This is a genomic window from Streptomyces sp. NPDC030862 (assembly GCF_055571835.1).
The window spans coordinates 215,957-232,067 of sequence record NZ_JBVIEN010000003.1; the positions used below are offsets into that span (position 1 = coordinate 215,957).

Here is a 16,111-nt window from a genome sequence, read left to right on the forward strand (position 1 = left end):
GTGAGTGGAGCCACGGGCGCCGGATCGGCCGCTTCCGGAGCGAACGGTGCCCGTGGCCCTGCCACGGACTCCCAGGGGGTTACGGTGACCACGTACGACAACGGTCCATTGCCCGGAGAGCGGCCCGCCGGTCAGAAGAAGGCCGCGAAGGGGTCACAGCCGTACCAGCCGCCGCAGGCGTACGCCACCCAGCAGAACAGCGGCGGTACGGCCGGGGCGCGTCAGCCCCGGCCCGAGGTGAAGACCGTGCCGCGTACGCGCAAGGCGAGGCTGCGGGTGGCCAAGGCCGACCCGTGGTCGGTGATGAAGGTGAGCTTCCTGCTCTCCATCGCGCTGGGCATCTGCACGGTGGTGGCGGCCGCGGTGCTGTGGATGGTCATGGACGCCATGGGCGTCTTCTCGACCGTCGGCGGCACGATCAGCGAGGCCACCGGCTCCAACGAGAGCAACGGCTTCGACCTCCAGGCCTTCCTCTCGCTGCCGCGCGTGCTCATGTTCACGTCGGTGATCGCGGTCATCGACGTGGTGCTGGCCACCGCGCTGGCGACGCTGGGCGCGTTCATCTACAACCTCTCCGCGGGCTTCGTGGGCGGCGTCGAGCTCACCCTCGCCGAGGACGAGTGAGCGGGGCCTCCGGCGGGAGGTTCGCGGATTTGGGAACTCGCCGCTCCGTGCGCTAATCTTCAGAGGTCAGCGCGGGCGGCGAGTCCGACGCGGCGGGGCTATAGCTCAGTTGGTTAGAGCGCATCCCTGATAAGGATGAGGCCACAGGTTCAAATCCTGTTAGCCCCACAGTGACGGCGATCGGCCCGGTCGGAGGAATCCGACCGGGCCGATCGCTTTTCCCGTGCCTTCTTCGGCGGACGTAGGTCACCGTATGGTCTCGGCCGGTGTGTATAGTCGGGCGCCATAAGGTCTCCTACGTCAACGAAAGACGAGGTCGCGCGGTGAAGAAGCTTCTCCTGGTCGCACTGGCCGCCATCGGCGGGCTCCTCGTGTACCGCCAGATCCAGGCGGATCGCGCCGAGCAGGACCTGTGGACGGAGGCGACCGACTCCGTGCCCGCAGGTTCCGGTGTGTGAGACGACACGCAGTCTGCGTACGGGCCCCGGCCGCTGAAGCGGTCGGGGCCTCGTGCTGTCCACCGTTCCCGACAGCGAATATTTAGGTTGCGCCTGCAAAGTGGCTGAGGGGCGGCAGACAGCGCGGGGACGGGCGGGGCAGGATGGTGCCCGCTCGGAGCTGGTACGCGTACGGAGGGGAAGAGCGTGAAGAGGCGGCGGGGCGGCGGCAAGGCGGCGGCCGGGACGGTTGCCAGGGCGGTCGCCGGGGCGGCGGCGATGGGCGCCGTGGTGGTGCTGGGCGCGCAGACATGGGCGGCCGGGCAGGCTCGCGCGGCCGGGCAGCCGACGCCGTACACCTTCGCCGAGGGCGCCCGGCAGGTGAAAGGTGCCGCCAGCACCAGTGAGGCCCCGCGGCTGACCACCGGCGGGACGTACCGGGACACCATCGACCGCGGCGAGAAGCTGGTCTACCGCATCGACCTGGACGCGGAGCGGGACGCGTACGTCTCCGCCGTGGCCGTACCCAGGCCGGGCACCGAGGTCGGCTACTCCGACGGCCTGGAGGTCTCGCTCCAGGACCGCGACGGGTACGAGTGCAGCTCCAACGACGGCCGGTTCCGCTCCGCCGAGTTCCCGCGTCCGCTGGCCGCCTACGCGCACCGGACCATCGAGAAGGGCTCCACCTCCTGCCAGAAGGCCGACTCGTACTACGTGGTCGTCGAGCGCACGACAACCGACGGCAAGGGCGGGGCCGAGCCGTGGGAGCTGGAGCTCCGGCACCAGACCGAGCCCAAGGTGAAGGAGGTCGGCCCGACGGCCGCGCCGTCGGCCTGGCCCAGCGCCTCGCCCCCGCCTCCGGCCGGCGGCCCTCGCGAACGGCACGGCGGCGCCGGCTTCTTCGACGCGACCGGCCTCACGCAGGGCGAGTGGACCGACCGGATCGAACCCGGCCAGTCCCGCTTCTACCGGGTGCCGGTGGACTGGGGCCAGCAGATCTTCGCCAGCGCGGACCTCGGCAGCTCGGCGGGCGGCCAGGGCTTCGTCGGCAGCGCGCTCTCCATGACGCTGTTCAACCCCATGCAGGGTGTCGTCGGTGACGTCGGCTCGGTCTCGTACGACGGCAAGCAGAAGGCGGCGGCGCTCGACCCGCTGCCGCCGGTGCGGTACGAGAACCGCTTCGACTCCAGCGCCAAGTTCGAGGACATGCGGTTCGCGGGCTGGTACTACCTGCAGGTCAGCCTCAGCCCCGAGGTGGGCGAGAAGTTCGGGAAGAAGCCGTACGGGCTGACGCTGCGCGTCAACGTCCGGGGCGAGGCGCGGCCGGCGCCCGCGTACGACGGTCCGGCCGGGATCTTCAGCGTCACGCAGGACGACAAGGAGCAGGCGGCCAGCGGGCAGAGCGGCCCGGAGGCGGAGCGCAGCGGCACGATGAAGGCCGTCGCGGCGGCCGGGATCGGCAGCGGGACCGTGCTGGTGCTCGGGCTCGGGGTGTGGACGCTGCTGGCGCGGCGGCGCGCGGCGCTCTGAGCGGAGCGGGCGTTCAGATCTGGGTGAGCGCCCAGATCCCGACGGCGAAACAGAGCAGCGCGGTCAGTAGCACCGGTACCGCCACCTTCGCGGACGGCCCGGGCCGCTTCGGCACGGGGCGGGCGGTGGGCTGCGTGGTGGCCTGTGCGGCGGTGTAGGGGCGCGTCGGTGTCGCCGGAGCCGGCGGGGCGAGGTGGAAGCTCCCCGTTTCGGACGGCGTGGACGGCGCGGGCTGCGCGTACACAGGGGCCGTCACGGGCGCGGGCGGCACCGCGACGGCTTCGGGCGCGGGTGTGGGTGCGGGCGTGGGCACCTGTGCGGGCATGGGAGCCGGTGCCGGTGCCGGCACCGGGTCCGGAACGGCCGTGATGGGTCCCTCCGGGCCGAAACCGGCCGGGAGCGGACCGAGTTGGTCGAAGACCTCGACGGGCTCCTCGGTCCCGTCGGCTTCGGGCAGCAGCTCGACCGCCGCCGCCAGCGCCTTGCGCGCGCCCGTCGCCGTACGGAAACGGGTCTGCGGGTCGGGCTGGAGCAGGCCCGCCAGGACCTGCCACAGCGGCTCCGGGATGCCCTGCGGGGCGCCGGGCGTGCCGTACACCGTGAAGTGGTCCACCAGCGCCTGTGCGTCCGGCTTCTGACCCTGCAGCAGGTACAGGGCGACCAGACCGACCGCGAACAGGTCGGCCGGGAAGTCGGGCTCCGCGCCCATCAGTTGCTCGGGTGCGAAGTAACCCGGCGTACCGACCACGTAGTTCGTCTCGGTCAGCCGGGGCTCGCCCTTGCGCATCGAGATGCCGAAGTCGGACAGCCGCAGATGCGGCCGTCCGGTTCCGGTCGCCTCCAGCAGGATGTTGGCCGGCTTGATGTCGCGGTGCACGACCCCCTCCGCGTGCACCGCGGCCAGTCCGGACAACAGCTGATCGAGCAGGGTGCAGACGAAGCGGGGCGGCAACGGCCCGTAGTCCCCTATGACATGGGCCAGCGACCCACCGCTCACCAGGTCCATGGTGAACAGCACCTTGTCGTCGTCCGCGGCCCAGCTGGCCGGGGCGAGGACGTGCGGGTGGTCGATCCTCAGCGCCTGTTCGCGTACGAAGCGCAGCAGCGTGTGCGCGTCGCTCTGCTGGAGCACCTTGGCCGCGACGTAACGGCGCCGGCGGTGGTCCCAGGCGCGCCAGACGGCGCCCACACCACCACGCCCGATCGGGTCGGCCAACTCGTACCGACCCGCGAAGACCTCACCCATCGCGCTGCGCCGCTCCCCGTCCGTCCGCTCCCGCTCGGCCTGCTGTCAGCTGTGTCAGCTCTGGTGCGACTCGTAGTGGGCGACCGCGTCCGCGGTGCGCCCGGCGCCGTACACCCGGAGGAACTCTGCCAGCTCCGGGTGGGTGGGTGCGAGCGAGTCGGCCGCATCGATGATGTCACCGGCCGCCGAGACGGAGCGCAGCAGCGACTGGATCTCCCGGACCACGCGCTTGACCGTCGGCGCCCCCGAGCTGGCGGTCGTCTGGCTGGATCCGGTGAGCACCGAGCCTCCCTGGGACCTCTTGATCTCGTCCATCCGGTCGGTGGCCTCGGCGGCGCTCACGCTGCCGTCGGCGACCTGGCTCGCCAGCTCCTGGAGGGCCTGCACGCGCTGCACCACGGCAGGATTGCCGATCTTGGCGCGCTGACCGCTCATCAGCTGGGAGAGCATCGGAGCCGACAGCCCGAGCACCGCCGCGAGACGGGCCTGGTTCAGGCCCAGATCGTCGATGAGCCGGCGGAAGAGCGCCCCCAGTGGCTCCCCGTACCAACTGCGCTGGAGCTCTCTGGCTCTCGCGGTCGCTTCCTGCTGTGCCGTATCCATATGCGTCTCCCCATCGCTGTGGTTCGCGGCTGCGAACCTGTCCAGCATCTTACGGAGAGTGGTCGTTCCGGGGGAGTCCCAATCCTTTTGCGGTACACCCCCCGGCACCCGGTACTCTGGTCTGCGGCACCGGCCGCTCGTCGGCCGGCGCGGGGCCTTAGCTCAGTTGGTAGAGCGCTGTCTTTGCATGGCAGATGTCAGGGGTTCGACTCCCCTAGGCTCCACACCTCTTGCGCCCCCTCCGACCTGCGGATCCGCCGGTCGGAGGGGGCCTTTCGTTGCCGTACGCCCCCGACCTCCGAGGACCGCCGTCGGCGCGTAGCACCGCGGGTTGGTCCGACGGATGCGACCCCCGTGTGACGACCTCAACGGCCCTTCGTCCGCAGAGTCGTGCGCTTCCGGCCCGAGGAGGCGTACGCATGAGGGCAGACCGGTCGACCGTCCCGCCGCCGGTGGTGGCCCGGGATGTGGGGCCGCGCGTTCGTGCTCGCGGCCGGAGCGCTGGTGCTCGCCGCCGTGGCGGTGGGCGTCCACCTCTTCAGGCGGCCGCCGCGTGACGCGCGCGCGGCGGCGGACCTCCTGGCGGTGGGGCTGCTCCTGGCCATGTGCCTGGCTCCGGCCACCCGCTTCGGGTACCTGCTCTACCCGTTCGTGCTGGCCGGCTGGTTCCGGCTGGCGTCGATCTCCTCGATGAGCCCTTCGACGAGCTTCCTGATCTCGTCGCGGATGGGCCGTACGGCTTCGACGCCCTGGCCGGCCGGATCGTCCAGCTTCCAGTCCAGGTAGCGCTTGCCGGGGAAGACCGGGCAGGTGTCACCGCAGCCCATGGTGATGCAGACGTCGGACGCCTTGACCGCGTCGACGGTGAGGATCTTGGGCGTCTCGGCGGACATGTCGATGCCGACCTCGCGCATGGCCTCGACGGCGGCCGGGTTGACGGCGTCGGCGGGGGCGGACCCGGCGGAGCGCACCTCGATCCGGTCCCCGGCGAGGTGGTGCAGCCAGGCGGCGGCCATCTGGGAGCGGCCCGCGTTGTGCACGCAGACGAACAGCACGGAGGGCTTGTCGGCCATCGAGGTCTCTCTTCGCACGTATCAGCCGTCGGCACGTATCAGCCGTCGGTGATGTGAGAGTATCAGTCCATGATGACGTCAGTCGACACTGATCTGATCCGGGTTCTGGCCGACCCGCTGAGGCTCCGGATCGTGACCCTGCTCGCCCGCGAGACCCTCTGCACCACCCACCTCGTGGAGGAGACCGGGGCCCGCCAGACGAACCTCTCCAACCACCTGAGGGTGCTGCGGGAGGCGGGGGTCGTGGACACCGAGCCGTGTGGCCGGTTCACGTACTACAGGCTGCGCCCGGACGTCATCGCGCACCTTGCCGACCGATTCGCCGAGCTGGCCGCCACCGCTCGTACCGCCGCCGACAACAAGAGGGCCTGTCCGTGACCCGTACCGAAGCACCCGCGACCACCACCGGGGAACCATCCGTCGTCGCGAAACTCTCCACGCTCGACCGCTTCCTCGCCGTCTGGATCCTCCTCGCGATGGCCCTCGGGCTGGGCCTGGGCCGCGCGATCCCTGGTCTGAACGACGCGCTCGCGAAGGTCGAGATCGGCGGAATCTCGCTGCCCATCGCCGCCGGCCTGCTGATCATGATGTACCCGGTCCTCGCGAAGGTCCGGTACGACCGTCTCGACGCGGTCACCGGCGACAAGAAGCTGATGCTCTCGTCGCTCGTCGTCAACTGGGTCCTCGGCCCCGCGGTGATGTTCGCGCTGGCCTGGGCCTTCCTGCCCGACCTGCCCGAGTACCGCACCGGCCTGATCATCGTCGGCCTCGCCCGCTGCATCGCCATGGTCGTCATCTGGAACGACCTCGCCTGCGGCGACCGTGAAGCCGCCGCCGTCCTCGTCGCGCTCAACTCGGTCTTCCAGGTCCTCGCCTTCGGCCTGCTCGGCTGGTTCTACCTGGACCTGCTGCCCGGCTGGCTCGGCCTGGGCGACGGGGAGTCGCTGGACATCTCCATGTGGGGCATCGCGCTCAACGTCGTCATCTTCCTCGGCGTGCCGCTCGCCGCGGGCTTCCTGACCCGCCGCATCGGCGAGAAGAAGCTCGGCCGTGAGACGTACGAGACCGGCTTCCTGCCGAAGATCGGCCCGTGGGCCCTCTACGGCCTGCTCTTCACGATCGTCATCCTCTTCGCCCTCCAGGGGAAGACCATCACCTCGCAGCCGCTCGACGTCGCCCGCATCGCGCTCCCGCTCCTCGTGTACTTCGCGGTGATGTGGTTCGGCACGTTCCTGCTGGGCAAGGCCATCGGCCTGACCTACGACCGCACCGCGACGCTCGCCTTCACCGCCGCCGGCAACAACTTCGAGCTCGCCATCGCCGTCGCCATCGCCACCTTCGGCGTCACCTCCGGCCAGGCCCTCTCGGGCGTCGTCGGCCCGCTCATCGAGGTACCGGTCCTCGTGGCGCTGGTGTACGTCTCCCTCGCCTGGCGGAAGAAGTTCGCCGCCGCGTGAGGCCGCACGGGGCCCTGTCCGAGATCGCGGACAGGGCCCAACTTTTACTGCTCCACTTTTGTTGCTCCGGATGAGTGCAGTTCATCGGAAGATCTGCCGGGGCGCGGCGCCGGTGCTCGCGCTTTCGGGACACATACACATCATGAGAAAGGTATGCAAATCGCCCAAGAAAGCGAGGGGCCATGGCCGCCGTCAGCTTCACGTCGTACGTCCGGACGCTCATCTCTCCACTGATCGCCCTGCTGACCGCACTCCTCGGAGCCCTGGGGTTCGGCCACGGCGCCGCGGCGAACGGCCACGGCACCGCGGCGAAGGCGGCGCCGGCGCTCCCGGCCGCCTCGGCCTCCGGCTCCGCCTCGGCCTCCGCCTCCGCCGTCGTGCCCGTGCAGCGCGCCGCGTCACCCGTACGCGTACGGCCCCGGGCCCTGCCGCCCACGATCAAGCAGCGCATCCGCGCCGAGGCGCACGGATCATCGCCCTCCGTGCGCCATCTGCCGGCTGCCGCCCCCGCTGAGCCCGACCTGACGGACCTGGCCCTCGCGGCCTAGCGGCCTAACGGTCCTCGCGGTTCCGGTCGGACGCCTCGCTCTCCGCCTGCTTGGCCTCCACCTCCGGGTCCAGCGGCGCCACACTGCCGTCGACCGACGTGACCGGGCCCTCCGAGACCTCGGTCGCAGCCGGCGGCTCCACCAGCCAGTCGGGGTTGGCCTGCTTGTCCCACCACTTCCACGCGGCGAACGCGGCACCCGCCAGCATCCCCGCGAGCGCCACGCCCTTGAACATCCGCCCGGCCTTCGCCCGGCGCTCGTGCCTCCGGACGAGCCGCTGGATCTCCCGGGCCGTCACCTGGCCCCGCAGCGCGGCCACCGCCGCGGCCGAGCGGTTCATCGCCTCGGCCCGTACGGGCTGGGCCGCCGCCATCGCCTTCTCCATGCGCGGCGCCGTGTACCGCGCCGCCTCGCGCGCGGCCTTGCGGGTCTGCGTCATCGCACGCTGCGCGGCCTTGTCGAGCTTCGGCGGCACATGCGGCGCGACCATCGAGTCGTACTGGGCACGGGCCTGCGTACGGGCCTGATGCGCGGCCATCGAGACCTTCGGCGCGACCCTTACGCGCGCTTCGGTCGCGTAGTGCACGGCCGAGTCCTTCGCCGTGCTCGCGTAGGGCGCCACCACTTCCGCGGCGTGCCGCACGCTGTCCATTGCCGAATCGGTCGCGGCGCGCACGCTGTCCTTGCGGGTCACGGGATCCTCCTCCTCGGTGGCGGGGTCGCTATTCGCCTTTCCGTCCTTTTTGAAATCATGCCTGCCGCCCTCATCCTCGGCATGCGGTACGGGCATCCGGGGCATCGGCCGCCTCCCGTGGGAGGATCGGCGGACGTCGGAGCAGACCGACGTCAGACCAGACTTACGGAAGGCACACCGTGGCCGAGCAGCTTTACGCCACCCTGAAGACCACCATGGGCGACATCGCGATCCGGCTCCTGCCGTTCCACGCCCCGAAGACGGTCAGGAACTTCGTGGAGCTCGCCAAGGGCGAGCGCGAGTGGACCAACCCGGCCACCGGCGTGAAGAGCACGGACCCGCTCTACGACGGCACGGTCTTCCACCGCGTCATCGGCGGCTTCATGATCCAGGGCGGCGACCCGCTGGGCAACGGCACGGGCGGCCCCGGTTACGAGTTCGCCGACGAGTTCCACCCGGAGCTGGGCTTCACCAAGCCGTACCTGCTGGCCATGGCCAACGCCGGGCCGGGCACCAACGGCTCGCAGTTCTTCATCACGGTCGCCCCGACGACCTGGCTGACCGGGAAGCACACCATCTTCGGCGAGGTCGCCGACGACGCGAGCAAGCGGGTCGTGGACGCGATCGTCGCCACCCCGACCAACCCGCGCACCGACCGTCCGGTGCAGGATGTGGTCATCGAGTCCGTCGTGATCGAATCCCGCAAGAGCTGAGGCCTGACCGGGCACTTTTCGCCCCGCCCCGTCCGTCCCTAAGGATGGACGGGGCGTCGCGTTGAGAGGGGAACCCCATGGAGCAGGCGCAGGCGCCGAGCTGTTATCGCCATCCGGGCGTGGAGACCGGCATCCGGTGCACCCGCTGCGAGCGGCCGATCTGCCCGGACTGCATGGTCGAGGCGTCGGTCGGCTTCCAGTGCCCCGAGTGCGTGCGCGGCGGGTCGGGCACCGGCGACGCGCCCTCGGACAGCCGGCCGCGTACGGTCGCGGGCGGTGTGATCACGGCCGGCGACCCCCAGCTCATCACCAAGATCCTCATCGCCGTCAACCTGGCGGTGTTCCTGGCCGTACGGGCCAAGCCGGAGCTGCTGCACCAGCTGGACCTCATCGGGCTCGCCTTCGTGCCGCAGCTCGGCGAGGTGGTCGGCGTCGCGGACGGCGAGTGGTACCGGCTGCTGACGGCGGCGTTCCTGCACTGGGAGATCTGGCACATCGGCTTCAACATGCTGGGCGTGTGGTGGCTCGGCGGCCCCCTGGAGGCGGCGCTCGGGCGGGCCCGCTACCTCGCCCTCTATCTGCTCTCCGCGCTCGCGGGCAGCGCCTTCACCTACCTCGAGGCGGATCTGAACTCGCCCTCTCTCGGGGCGTCCGGCGCGGTCTTCGGTCTGCTGGGCGCGACGGTGGTGCTCATGCGCCGGCTCAAGTACGACATGCGGCCGGTGATGACCCTGCTCGTGCTGAACCTGGTGCTGACCTTCTTCTGGGACAACATCGCCTGGCAGGCGCACATCGGCGGGCTGGTCGCCGGCGCGGTGATGGCGTACGGGATGGTCGGCGTCCCGCGCGAGCGGCGCCGGGTGACCCAGTGGGCGGCCTGTGGGCTGATCGTCGTGTTGACGCTGGCGGCTGTGGTTCTGAGGACCGCCGCGCTCAGCTGAGCACAAGCTTTCCCCATCGTTGTCCACAACGGGTGGCGGATCTTGTGCACCGGGTGGGGAACGTCTGTGCCCCTCGCTGTTGACCTGCGGTTTTACGCGGCGAGGCGAGGGGTGTGCGCAGTCACATCGGCGTCAACATCGTGGAGGTTATCCACAGATCGTCTGACCTTTTTCCACTGGCCTGTGCACAACGCTGTGGATAACCTCTGGGTACGGCTTGACGGCTACGCCGTAGCCGTCACTTCCACTGGGTGGAGACGCCGAAGCCGCCGGCGATGAAGCCGAAGCCGACCACGATGTTCCAGTTGGTGAGCGACTTGATGGGCAGCGAGCCGTCGGTGACGTAGAAGACGACGATCCAGGCGAGCCCGATGGCGAAGAGCGCCAGCATCACCGGTGCCACCCAGCTGCGGTTGGTCAGCTTGATGGTGGTCGCCTGCTTCGCGGCCGGCGGCGGCGTGAAGTCGGCCTTCTTGCGGATACGTGACTTCGGCACGAGGGACTCTCCTGTCGATGCGCTGCGTGACCGCGCAGGGAACTGTGGCGTGTGTGCTGCTGTCGCCGGGGCTGAGAGCGAGGGGGACCACTGCCTCACCCGGGCGTCCGTTAGCGTAGTGCTTCCGCGGCGCTGAAGGAGATAAGGGTACGTTGAGCAATTCCGCCGACTCTCCAGCAGAGCCCGCCCGGCGCCGCACCTGGCGACCGGTCCGGGTGCTCACCGCCGGCGTCTTCGCGCTCGCCGGCCTGATCTTCGTGACGAGCTTCAACACCGCCAAGGGCACCAACATCCGCGAGGACGCCTCGCTGCTCAAACTCTCCGACCTGATCGCCGAGCGCAGCCGGAAGAACGCCGAGCTCGACGAGTCCACCGCGGTGGTACGCGGCGAGGTCGACGCCCTGGCCCGCCGCGACGACGGCTCCACCAAGGCGGAGGACGAGAAGCTCGGCGCCCTGGAGAAGACCGCGGGCACGACGCCCGTCGCCGGCCGCGGTCTGACCGTCACCCTCAACGACGCCCCGCCCGACGCCCAGGCCGCCCCCGGCTACCCGGAGCCGCAGGCCAACGACCTGGTGATCCACCAGCAGGACCTCCAGGCGGTCGTCAACGCCCTGTGGAAGGGCGGCGCCCAGGGCATCCGCGTCATGGACCAGCGGCTGATCTCCACCAGCGCGGTCCGCTGCGTCGGCAACACCCTCATCCTCCAGGGCCGCGTCTACTCCCCGCCCTACAAGATCACGGCAGTGGGTGACACCGGGAAGCTCCAGCGCGCGCTGGAGGGCTCCACGGCCGTCCAGAACTACCTGCTGTACGTGAAGGCGTACGGTCTCGGCTGGAAGGTCGACGAGCACGACGCGGTGACGCTGCCCGGCTACTCGGGCCCCGTGGATCTGCACTACGCCAAGCCGACTTCCTAGGGACACGACCTGGGAGCCGGGCGGTCAGCTGTGGACAGCTGACCCATCGGGCGGTCCGGACCCGTACTCTGGTGCGGTATCGAAGGGCATTCGAGGAAGGACCAGCAGACGTCATGTACGGCTGGATCTGGCGGCATCTGCCGGGCAACGCCTGGGTGCGGGCGGTCATTTCGCTCGTCCTGATCCTGGCGGTGGTCTACGTGCTCTTCCAGTACGTGTTCCCCTGGGCGGAGCCTCTGCTTCCGTTCAACGATGTGACGGTGGACGGACAGTGAGCGCGCGCATCCTCGTCGTCGACAACTACGACAGCTTCGTCTTCAACCTGGTCCAGTACCTGTACCAGCTGGGCGCCGAGTGCGAGGTCCGGCGCAACGACCAGGTCGAGCTGAGCCACGCGCAGGACGGCTTCGACGGCGTCCTGCTCTCGCCGGGCCCCGGTACGCCCGAGGAGGCCGGGGTCTGCGTCGACATGGTCCGGCACTGCGCCGACACCGGTGTCCCCGTCTTCGGCGTCTGCCTCGGCATGCAGTCGATGGCCGTGGCGTACGGCGGCGTCGTCGACCGCGCCCCCGAGCTGCTGCACGGCAAGACCTCGCTCGTCACGCACGAGGGCCGCGGCGTCTTCGCCGGGCTGCCGTCGCCCTTCACCGCGACCCGGTACCACTCGCTGGCCGCGGAGCCGGGCGATCTGCCCGACGAGCTGGAGGTCACGGCGTGGACGGAGGACGGCATCATCATGGGGCTGCGCCACCGTGAGCTGGCGGTGGAGGGGGTCCAGTTCCACCCGGAGTCGGTGCTCACGGAGCACGGGCACCTGATGCTCGCCAACTGGCTGGAGCAGTGCGGCGACACCGGCGCGGTCGGCCGGTCGGCAGGGCTCGCGCCGGTGGTGGGCAAGGCCGTCGCGTGACCCCCGTGCGCCCGGAGCACGAGCACGGTTCGCCGTGGTTCCGGGCCGCGAACCTCCCGCCGGAACCAGATCCTCCGCTTCCGGCGCCGACGTACGAGACGCCGACGTACGAGACGTCGACGTACGACCCGTCTTCGTACGAGGTGCCCGGGGCACCCGCAGTGCCCGAAGCGCCCGAGGTGCCCGAGGCACCCGACCCCGAGACGATGGCCCTCCGCACCGAGGACACCCGCCGCGCCGCGCCCACGCCAGAGCCCACGTCCGACCGCCCCGCGCCCGGCGGCCGCGCCGAGCGCCGCAAGGCCGCCAAGGGCCGTGGCCGCCGCCGCGCCGGCAAGCACGCCCCCGCGCCGGCCGCACCGTCCCCGGCCGGCCCCGACCGGCCGCTGACGCGCGTCGAGGCCCGGCGCGCCGCCCGCGCCCGCAAGGACAGCGTCGGCGTGGTCGCGAGCCGCGTGCTGGGCGAGCTCTTCATCACCTTCGGCGTCGTGATGCTCCTCTTCGTCACGTACCAGCTGTGGTGGACCAACATCCGCGCCGGCCTGCAGGCCGACGAGGCGAAGAAGGGCATCGAGGAGGCCTGGGCGGAGGGCCGCAAGCCCGGCGCGTTCGAGCCCGGCCAGGGCTTCGCGATCATGTACATCCCGAAGCTCGACGTCGTCGTGCCGATCGCCGAGGGCATCGACAAGGAGAAGGTCCTCGACCGCGGCATGGTCGGCCACTACGCCGAGGGCGCCCTCAAGACCGCCATGCCCTCCGACAAGCAGGGCAACTTCGCGGTCGCCGGGCACCGCAACACCCACGGCGAACCGTTCCGCTACATCAACCGCCTCCAGCCGGGCGACCCCATCGTCGTCGAGACGCAGGACGCGTTCTACACGTACGAGATGACGAGCATCCTGCCGCAGACGCCGCCCTCCAACATCGCGGTGATCCAGCCCGTCCCGGCAGGCTCCGGCTTCAAGGGCCCCGGCCGCTACCTCACGCTCACCACCTGCACCCCCGAGTTCACCAGTACGTACCGCCTGATCGTGTGGGGCAAGATGGTCGAGGAACGCCCACGCAGCAAGGGGAAACCGGACGCGCTCGTAGGCTGACGACCGACTTCCAGACTTTTCGACGGGACAGATGCAGTGGCACGTGCGCGCAGCCGGATCGCCGGCTTCATCAGTGTCTTCGGTGAACTGCTGATCACCGCGGGCCTGGTGATGGGCCTCTTCGTCGTCTACTCCCTGTGGTGGACGAACGTGCTCGCCGACCGCGAGGCGGACAAGCAGGGCGAGGACGTACGCCACGCATGGGTGTCGGCCGGCCCCGGCGCGCTCGACACCAAGGGCGGCATCGGCTTCCTCCACGTACCGGCGATGAAGAACGGCGAGGTGCTGGTCAAGAAGGGCACCGACCCCGACACCCTCAACCACGGCGTCGCCGGCTACTACACCGACCCCATCGCCTCCGCGCTGCCCTCCGCTAAGCAGGGCAACTTCACCCTCGCCGCGCACCGCGACGGCCACGGCGCGAAGTTCCACAACATCCACAAGCTGAAGCACGGCGACGCGATCGTCTTCGAGACGAAGGACCTCTGGTACGTCTACAAGGTCTACAAGACCCTCCCGGAGACGTCGAAGTTCAACGTCCGCGTCCTGGACCCGGTCCCGAAGGAGTCGGGCAAGACGAAGCCGGGCCGCTACATCACCCTGACGACCTGCACGCCGGTCTACACCTCGGACTACCGCTACATCGTCTGGGGCGAGCTGGAGCGCACGGAGAAGGTCGACGCCGAGCGCACCCCGCCCGCCGAGCTGCGCTAGCGGCACGCGCACGGCCCCGCGTACGACAGAGCCCCGACACCCTCACCGAGGTGGGTGCCGGGGCTCCGTCGTACGCGTCAGTCCTTGGGCAGGATGGCGCCGGAGGGGCCGCCGAAGAAGCCGCCGTCGCCTTCGTCGCCGTTGTTGCCGTTGCCGTTGCCGTTGCCGCCCACGGTCTTCACGTTGACCGGCTGGTTCGGCTGGGCCGGGGTGCCGGGCTGCGGGTCCTGGGCGATCACGAAGGCGGTGTCGTCCTTCGGGCCGTCGACGTTGCCGAGCTGGAGCCCCGCCTGCTGGAGCGCCTGCTTGGCCTGGCCGAGCTGCTGCCCGACCAGCTGCGGCACCTGGGCCTGCTGCTGCGGGCCCTTGGAGACCTTCAGGGTGATCTCGCTGCCCTTCGGGGCCTTGCTGTTGCCCGCCGGGTTCTGGTCCAGGACGGTGCCCGCGGGCTGGTCGGAGTCGACGTCCTCCCGCTTGACCTTGAACTCCAGCGTCTCCAGCTGGCTCTTCGCCGCGTCGAACTGCTGGCCGGTGACCGGGGGCACGTTCACCTGGGCCTGCTTGGAGACCGTGAGGGTGATCGTGGCGCCCTTCTCCTGCTGGGTGCCGCCGTCCGGGCTCTGCCGGATGACCTCGCCCGGCTGCTGCTCGGACTCCTCGTACTTCACGTCGACCTCGAAGCCCTTGTCCCGGAGCGCCTGCCGCGCGCTCTCCTCGGACTTCTCCGTGACGTCCGGCACCTCGATCTTCGGGGCGCCCTCCGAGAGCCAGACCTGGATGGTCTCGCCCTCCTTCATCTCGGCGCCCGGGTCGGCCGCGGGGGCCTGCCGGCAGATGCTGTCCTTGGGCTGGTCGCAGCGCTCGGTGCCGGCCTGGGACACCTTGACGCTCACGTTGTCCGCCTGCTTCTGCGCCTTCGGCAGCGTCTGACCGACGAGGTTCGGCACCGGGATCTGATTGGCGCCACCCTCCTTGCTGTCGAAGACGGCGCGGCCGATCAGGATCGCGCCGACCAGCACCAGGATGCCCGCCAGGGCCAGCAGGACGGTCGAGGTGCTCGACTTCCGCTGGCGGCGGCGGTCCGGGCGGTCGTCGTAGCCGTAGCCGCCGTCGTCCGGGTTCACGGGCGGCAGCATCGACGTCTGCCCGGCCGGGTCGGCCTGGCGGAGCGCCGTCGTCGGCTGCTCGTCGGGGGCGTACCCGCCGTAGCCGACGGTGCCCATGGCGGCGGTCGCGGCGACCGGCTGGCCGTCGAGGCACGCCTCGATGTCGGCGCGCATCTCGTCGGCCGACTGGTAGCGGTAGTCCGGGTCCTTGACCAGTGCCTTCAGGACGATGGCGTCCATCTCGGGCGTGATCTCGGGGTCGAAGTTGCTCGGCGGCTGCGGCTCCTCGCGCACGTGCTGGTACGCCACCGCGACCGGCGAGTCGCCGACGAAGGGCGGGCGCACGGTCAGCAGCTCGTACAGCAGGCAGCCGGTGGAGTACAGGTCGGAGCGGGCGTCGACCTGCTCGCCCTTGGCCTGCTCCGGGGAGAGGTACTGGGCGGTGCCGATCACGGCGGCCGTCTGCGTCATGGTCATACCGGCGTCGCCCATGGCGCGGGCGATGCCGAAGTCCATGACCTTGACCTGGCCGGTGCGGGTCAGCATGACGTTGGCCGGCTTGATGTCGCGGTGGACGATGCCGGCGCGGTGCGAGTACTCCAGGGCCTGGAGGATGCCGACCGTCATCTCCAGCGTGCGCTCGGGCAGCAGCTTGCGCCCGGAGTGCAGCAGCTCACGCAGGGTGGAGCCGTCGACGTACTCCATCACGATGTACGGGATGGAGATGTTGTCGACGTAGTCCTCGCCGGTGTCGTAGACCGCGACGATCGCCGGGTGGTTGAGCGAGGCGGCCGACTGGGCCTCACGGCGGAACCGGGCCTGGAAGGACGGGTCACGGGCGAGGTCGGCCCGCAGCGTCTTCACGGCGACGGTGCGACCGAGCCGGGTGTCGTGGGCGAGGTAGACCTCCGCCATGCCACCGCGGCCGAGCACCGAGCCCAGCTCGTACCGGCCGCCGAGGCGACGCGGCTCTTCCATAACTGTTCCAGCCCTCTCCGTCAG

General features: G+C 70.4%; 19 protein-coding genes and 2 tRNA genes. 15 read left to right on the forward strand and 6 right to left on the reverse strand.

All coding sequences use genetic code 11. From position 1 onward, the window contains the following. The 4 genes from ACZ42X_RS09160 to ACZ42X_RS09175 all read left to right on the forward strand — a co-directional run bounded on the left by ACZ42X_RS09160 (position 1) and on the right by ACZ42X_RS09175 (position 2,591). Positions 1-624, forward strand: coding sequence for a DUF3566 domain-containing protein (locus ACZ42X_RS09160; protein ID WP_468286082.1), 624 nt, complete (start codon positions 1-3; stop codon positions 622-624). A 94-nt stretch (positions 625-718) separates the two neighbouring features. Beyond that, positions 719-792: transfer RNA gene (locus tag ACZ42X_RS09165), tRNA-Ile, on the forward strand. A 155-nt stretch (positions 793-947) separates the two neighbouring features. Beyond that, the gene (locus tag ACZ42X_RS09170) at positions 948-1,082 is read left to right on the forward strand and encodes a DLW-39 family protein (RefSeq protein ID WP_003958712.1); all 135 of its coding nucleotides are present in this window, start codon (positions 948-950) and stop codon (positions 1,080-1,082) included. 186 nt (positions 1,083-1,268) lie between these two features. Beyond that, positions 1,269-2,591, forward strand: coding sequence for a hypothetical protein (locus tag ACZ42X_RS09175; protein ID WP_468286087.1), 1,323 nt, complete (start codon positions 1,269-1,271; stop codon positions 2,589-2,591). Positions 2,592-2,604: 13 nt separating this feature from the next. Here ACZ42X_RS09175 and ACZ42X_RS09180 read toward each other — a convergent pair whose 3' ends face one another. Then, positions 2,605-3,837 carry a serine/threonine-protein kinase gene (locus tag ACZ42X_RS09180; RefSeq protein WP_468286088.1) on the reverse strand — a complete coding sequence of 411 codons (1,233 nt, stop codon included), beginning with the start codon at positions 3,835-3,837 and terminating at the stop codon, positions 2,605-2,607. Positions 3,838-3,891: 54 nt separating this feature from the next. After that, complete coding sequence (locus tag ACZ42X_RS09185) at positions 3,892-4,440, reverse strand: helix-turn-helix domain-containing protein (RefSeq protein ID WP_361424242.1); 549 nt, start codon at positions 4,438-4,440, stop codon at positions 3,892-3,894. 151 nt (positions 4,441-4,591) lie between these two features. Here ACZ42X_RS09185 and ACZ42X_RS09190 point away from each other — a divergent pair. After that, a tRNA-Ala gene (locus tag ACZ42X_RS09190) sits at positions 4,592-4,664 on the forward strand. 417 nt (positions 4,665-5,081) lie between these two features. On the opposite strand, the gene ACZ42X_RS09195 is transcribed toward ACZ42X_RS09190, so the two are convergent. Beyond that, the gene (locus ACZ42X_RS09195) at positions 5,082-5,513 is read right to left on the reverse strand and encodes an arsenate reductase ArsC (protein ID WP_468286092.1); all 432 of its coding nucleotides are present in this window, start codon (positions 5,511-5,513) and stop codon (positions 5,082-5,084) included. Between the two features lie 69 nt (positions 5,514-5,582). On the opposite strand from ACZ42X_RS09195, the gene ACZ42X_RS09200 reads away from it, so the two are divergent. The 3 genes from ACZ42X_RS09200 (at position 5,583) to ACZ42X_RS09210 (ending at position 7,518) form a co-directional block, all read left to right on the forward strand. Continuing rightward, positions 5,583-5,891 carry an ArsR/SmtB family transcription factor gene (locus ACZ42X_RS09200; RefSeq protein WP_468286094.1) on the forward strand — a complete coding sequence of 103 codons (309 nt, stop codon included), beginning with the start codon at positions 5,583-5,585 and terminating at the stop codon, positions 5,889-5,891. Next, on the forward strand, positions 5,888-6,970 hold the full coding sequence (gene arsB, locus ACZ42X_RS09205; RefSeq protein ID WP_468286096.1) for an ACR3 family arsenite efflux transporter: 1,083 nt from the start codon (positions 5,888-5,890) through the stop codon (positions 6,968-6,970). Before ACZ42X_RS09200 ends, arsB begins: the two co-directional genes overlap by 4 nt. 182 nt (positions 6,971-7,152) lie before the next feature. Beyond that, complete coding sequence (locus ACZ42X_RS09210; protein WP_468286099.1) at positions 7,153-7,518, forward strand: DUF6344 domain-containing protein; 366 nt, start codon at positions 7,153-7,155, stop codon at positions 7,516-7,518. A gap of 4 nt (positions 7,519-7,522) precedes the next feature. Here ACZ42X_RS09210 and ACZ42X_RS09215 read toward each other — a convergent pair whose 3' ends face one another. Beyond that, a complete protein-coding gene (locus ACZ42X_RS09215; protein WP_468286101.1) occupies positions 7,523-8,212 on the reverse strand; it encodes a DUF5324 family protein in 690 nt (229 codons plus the stop codon). Between the two features lie 179 nt (positions 8,213-8,391). On the opposite strand from ACZ42X_RS09215, the gene ACZ42X_RS09220 reads away from it, so the two are divergent. Both ACZ42X_RS09220 and ACZ42X_RS09225 read left to right on the forward strand, forming a co-directional pair. Beyond that, complete coding sequence (locus ACZ42X_RS09220; RefSeq protein WP_468286103.1) at positions 8,392-8,925, forward strand: peptidylprolyl isomerase; 534 nt, start codon at positions 8,392-8,394, stop codon at positions 8,923-8,925. Between the two features lie 77 nt (positions 8,926-9,002). Next, positions 9,003-9,866, forward strand: a complete 864-nt coding sequence (locus ACZ42X_RS09225) for a rhomboid family intramembrane serine protease (RefSeq protein WP_468286106.1) — start codon at positions 9,003-9,005, stop codon at positions 9,864-9,866. Positions 9,867-10,104: 238 nt separating this feature from the next. Here ACZ42X_RS09225 and crgA read toward each other — a convergent pair whose 3' ends face one another. Then, positions 10,105-10,362, reverse strand: coding sequence for a cell division protein CrgA (crgA, locus tag ACZ42X_RS09230; RefSeq protein WP_355352097.1), 258 nt, complete (start codon positions 10,360-10,362; stop codon positions 10,105-10,107). A 152-nt stretch (positions 10,363-10,514) separates the two neighbouring features. On the opposite strand from crgA, the gene ACZ42X_RS09235 reads away from it, so the two are divergent. The 5 genes from ACZ42X_RS09235 (at position 10,515) to ACZ42X_RS09255 (ending at position 14,003) form a co-directional block, all read left to right on the forward strand. Continuing rightward, on the forward strand, positions 10,515-11,282 hold the full coding sequence (locus ACZ42X_RS09235; protein ID WP_468286110.1) for a DUF881 domain-containing protein: 768 nt from the start codon (positions 10,515-10,517) through the stop codon (positions 11,280-11,282). A gap of 113 nt (positions 11,283-11,395) precedes the next feature. Then, a complete protein-coding gene (locus ACZ42X_RS09240) occupies positions 11,396-11,557 on the forward strand; it encodes a hypothetical protein (protein WP_355352091.1) in 162 nt (53 codons plus the stop codon). Continuing rightward, positions 11,554-12,192 carry an aminodeoxychorismate/anthranilate synthase component II gene (locus ACZ42X_RS09245; RefSeq protein ID WP_468286114.1) on the forward strand — a complete coding sequence of 213 codons (639 nt, stop codon included), beginning with the start codon at positions 11,554-11,556 and terminating at the stop codon, positions 12,190-12,192. The genes ACZ42X_RS09240 and ACZ42X_RS09245 overlap by 4 nt, the downstream gene beginning before the upstream one ends. Then, positions 12,189-13,289: a class E sortase gene (locus ACZ42X_RS09250; RefSeq protein WP_468286116.1), complete on the forward strand. Its 1,101-nt coding sequence runs from the start codon at positions 12,189-12,191 to the stop codon at positions 13,287-13,289. The genes ACZ42X_RS09245 and ACZ42X_RS09250 overlap by 4 nt, the downstream gene beginning before the upstream one ends. Positions 13,290-13,325: 36 nt before the next feature. Then, on the forward strand, positions 13,326-14,003 hold the full coding sequence (locus ACZ42X_RS09255) for a class E sortase (RefSeq protein WP_468286118.1): 678 nt from the start codon (positions 13,326-13,328) through the stop codon (positions 14,001-14,003). A 77-nt stretch (positions 14,004-14,080) separates the two neighbouring features. Here the strand turns inward: ACZ42X_RS09255 and pknB are convergent, their stop codons facing one another. Then, entirely contained in the window at positions 14,081-16,087 is a 2,007-nt protein-coding gene (gene pknB, locus ACZ42X_RS09260) for a Stk1 family PASTA domain-containing Ser/Thr kinase (RefSeq protein WP_468286121.1), read from the reverse strand. Positions 16,088-16,111 lie beyond the last annotated feature (24 nt).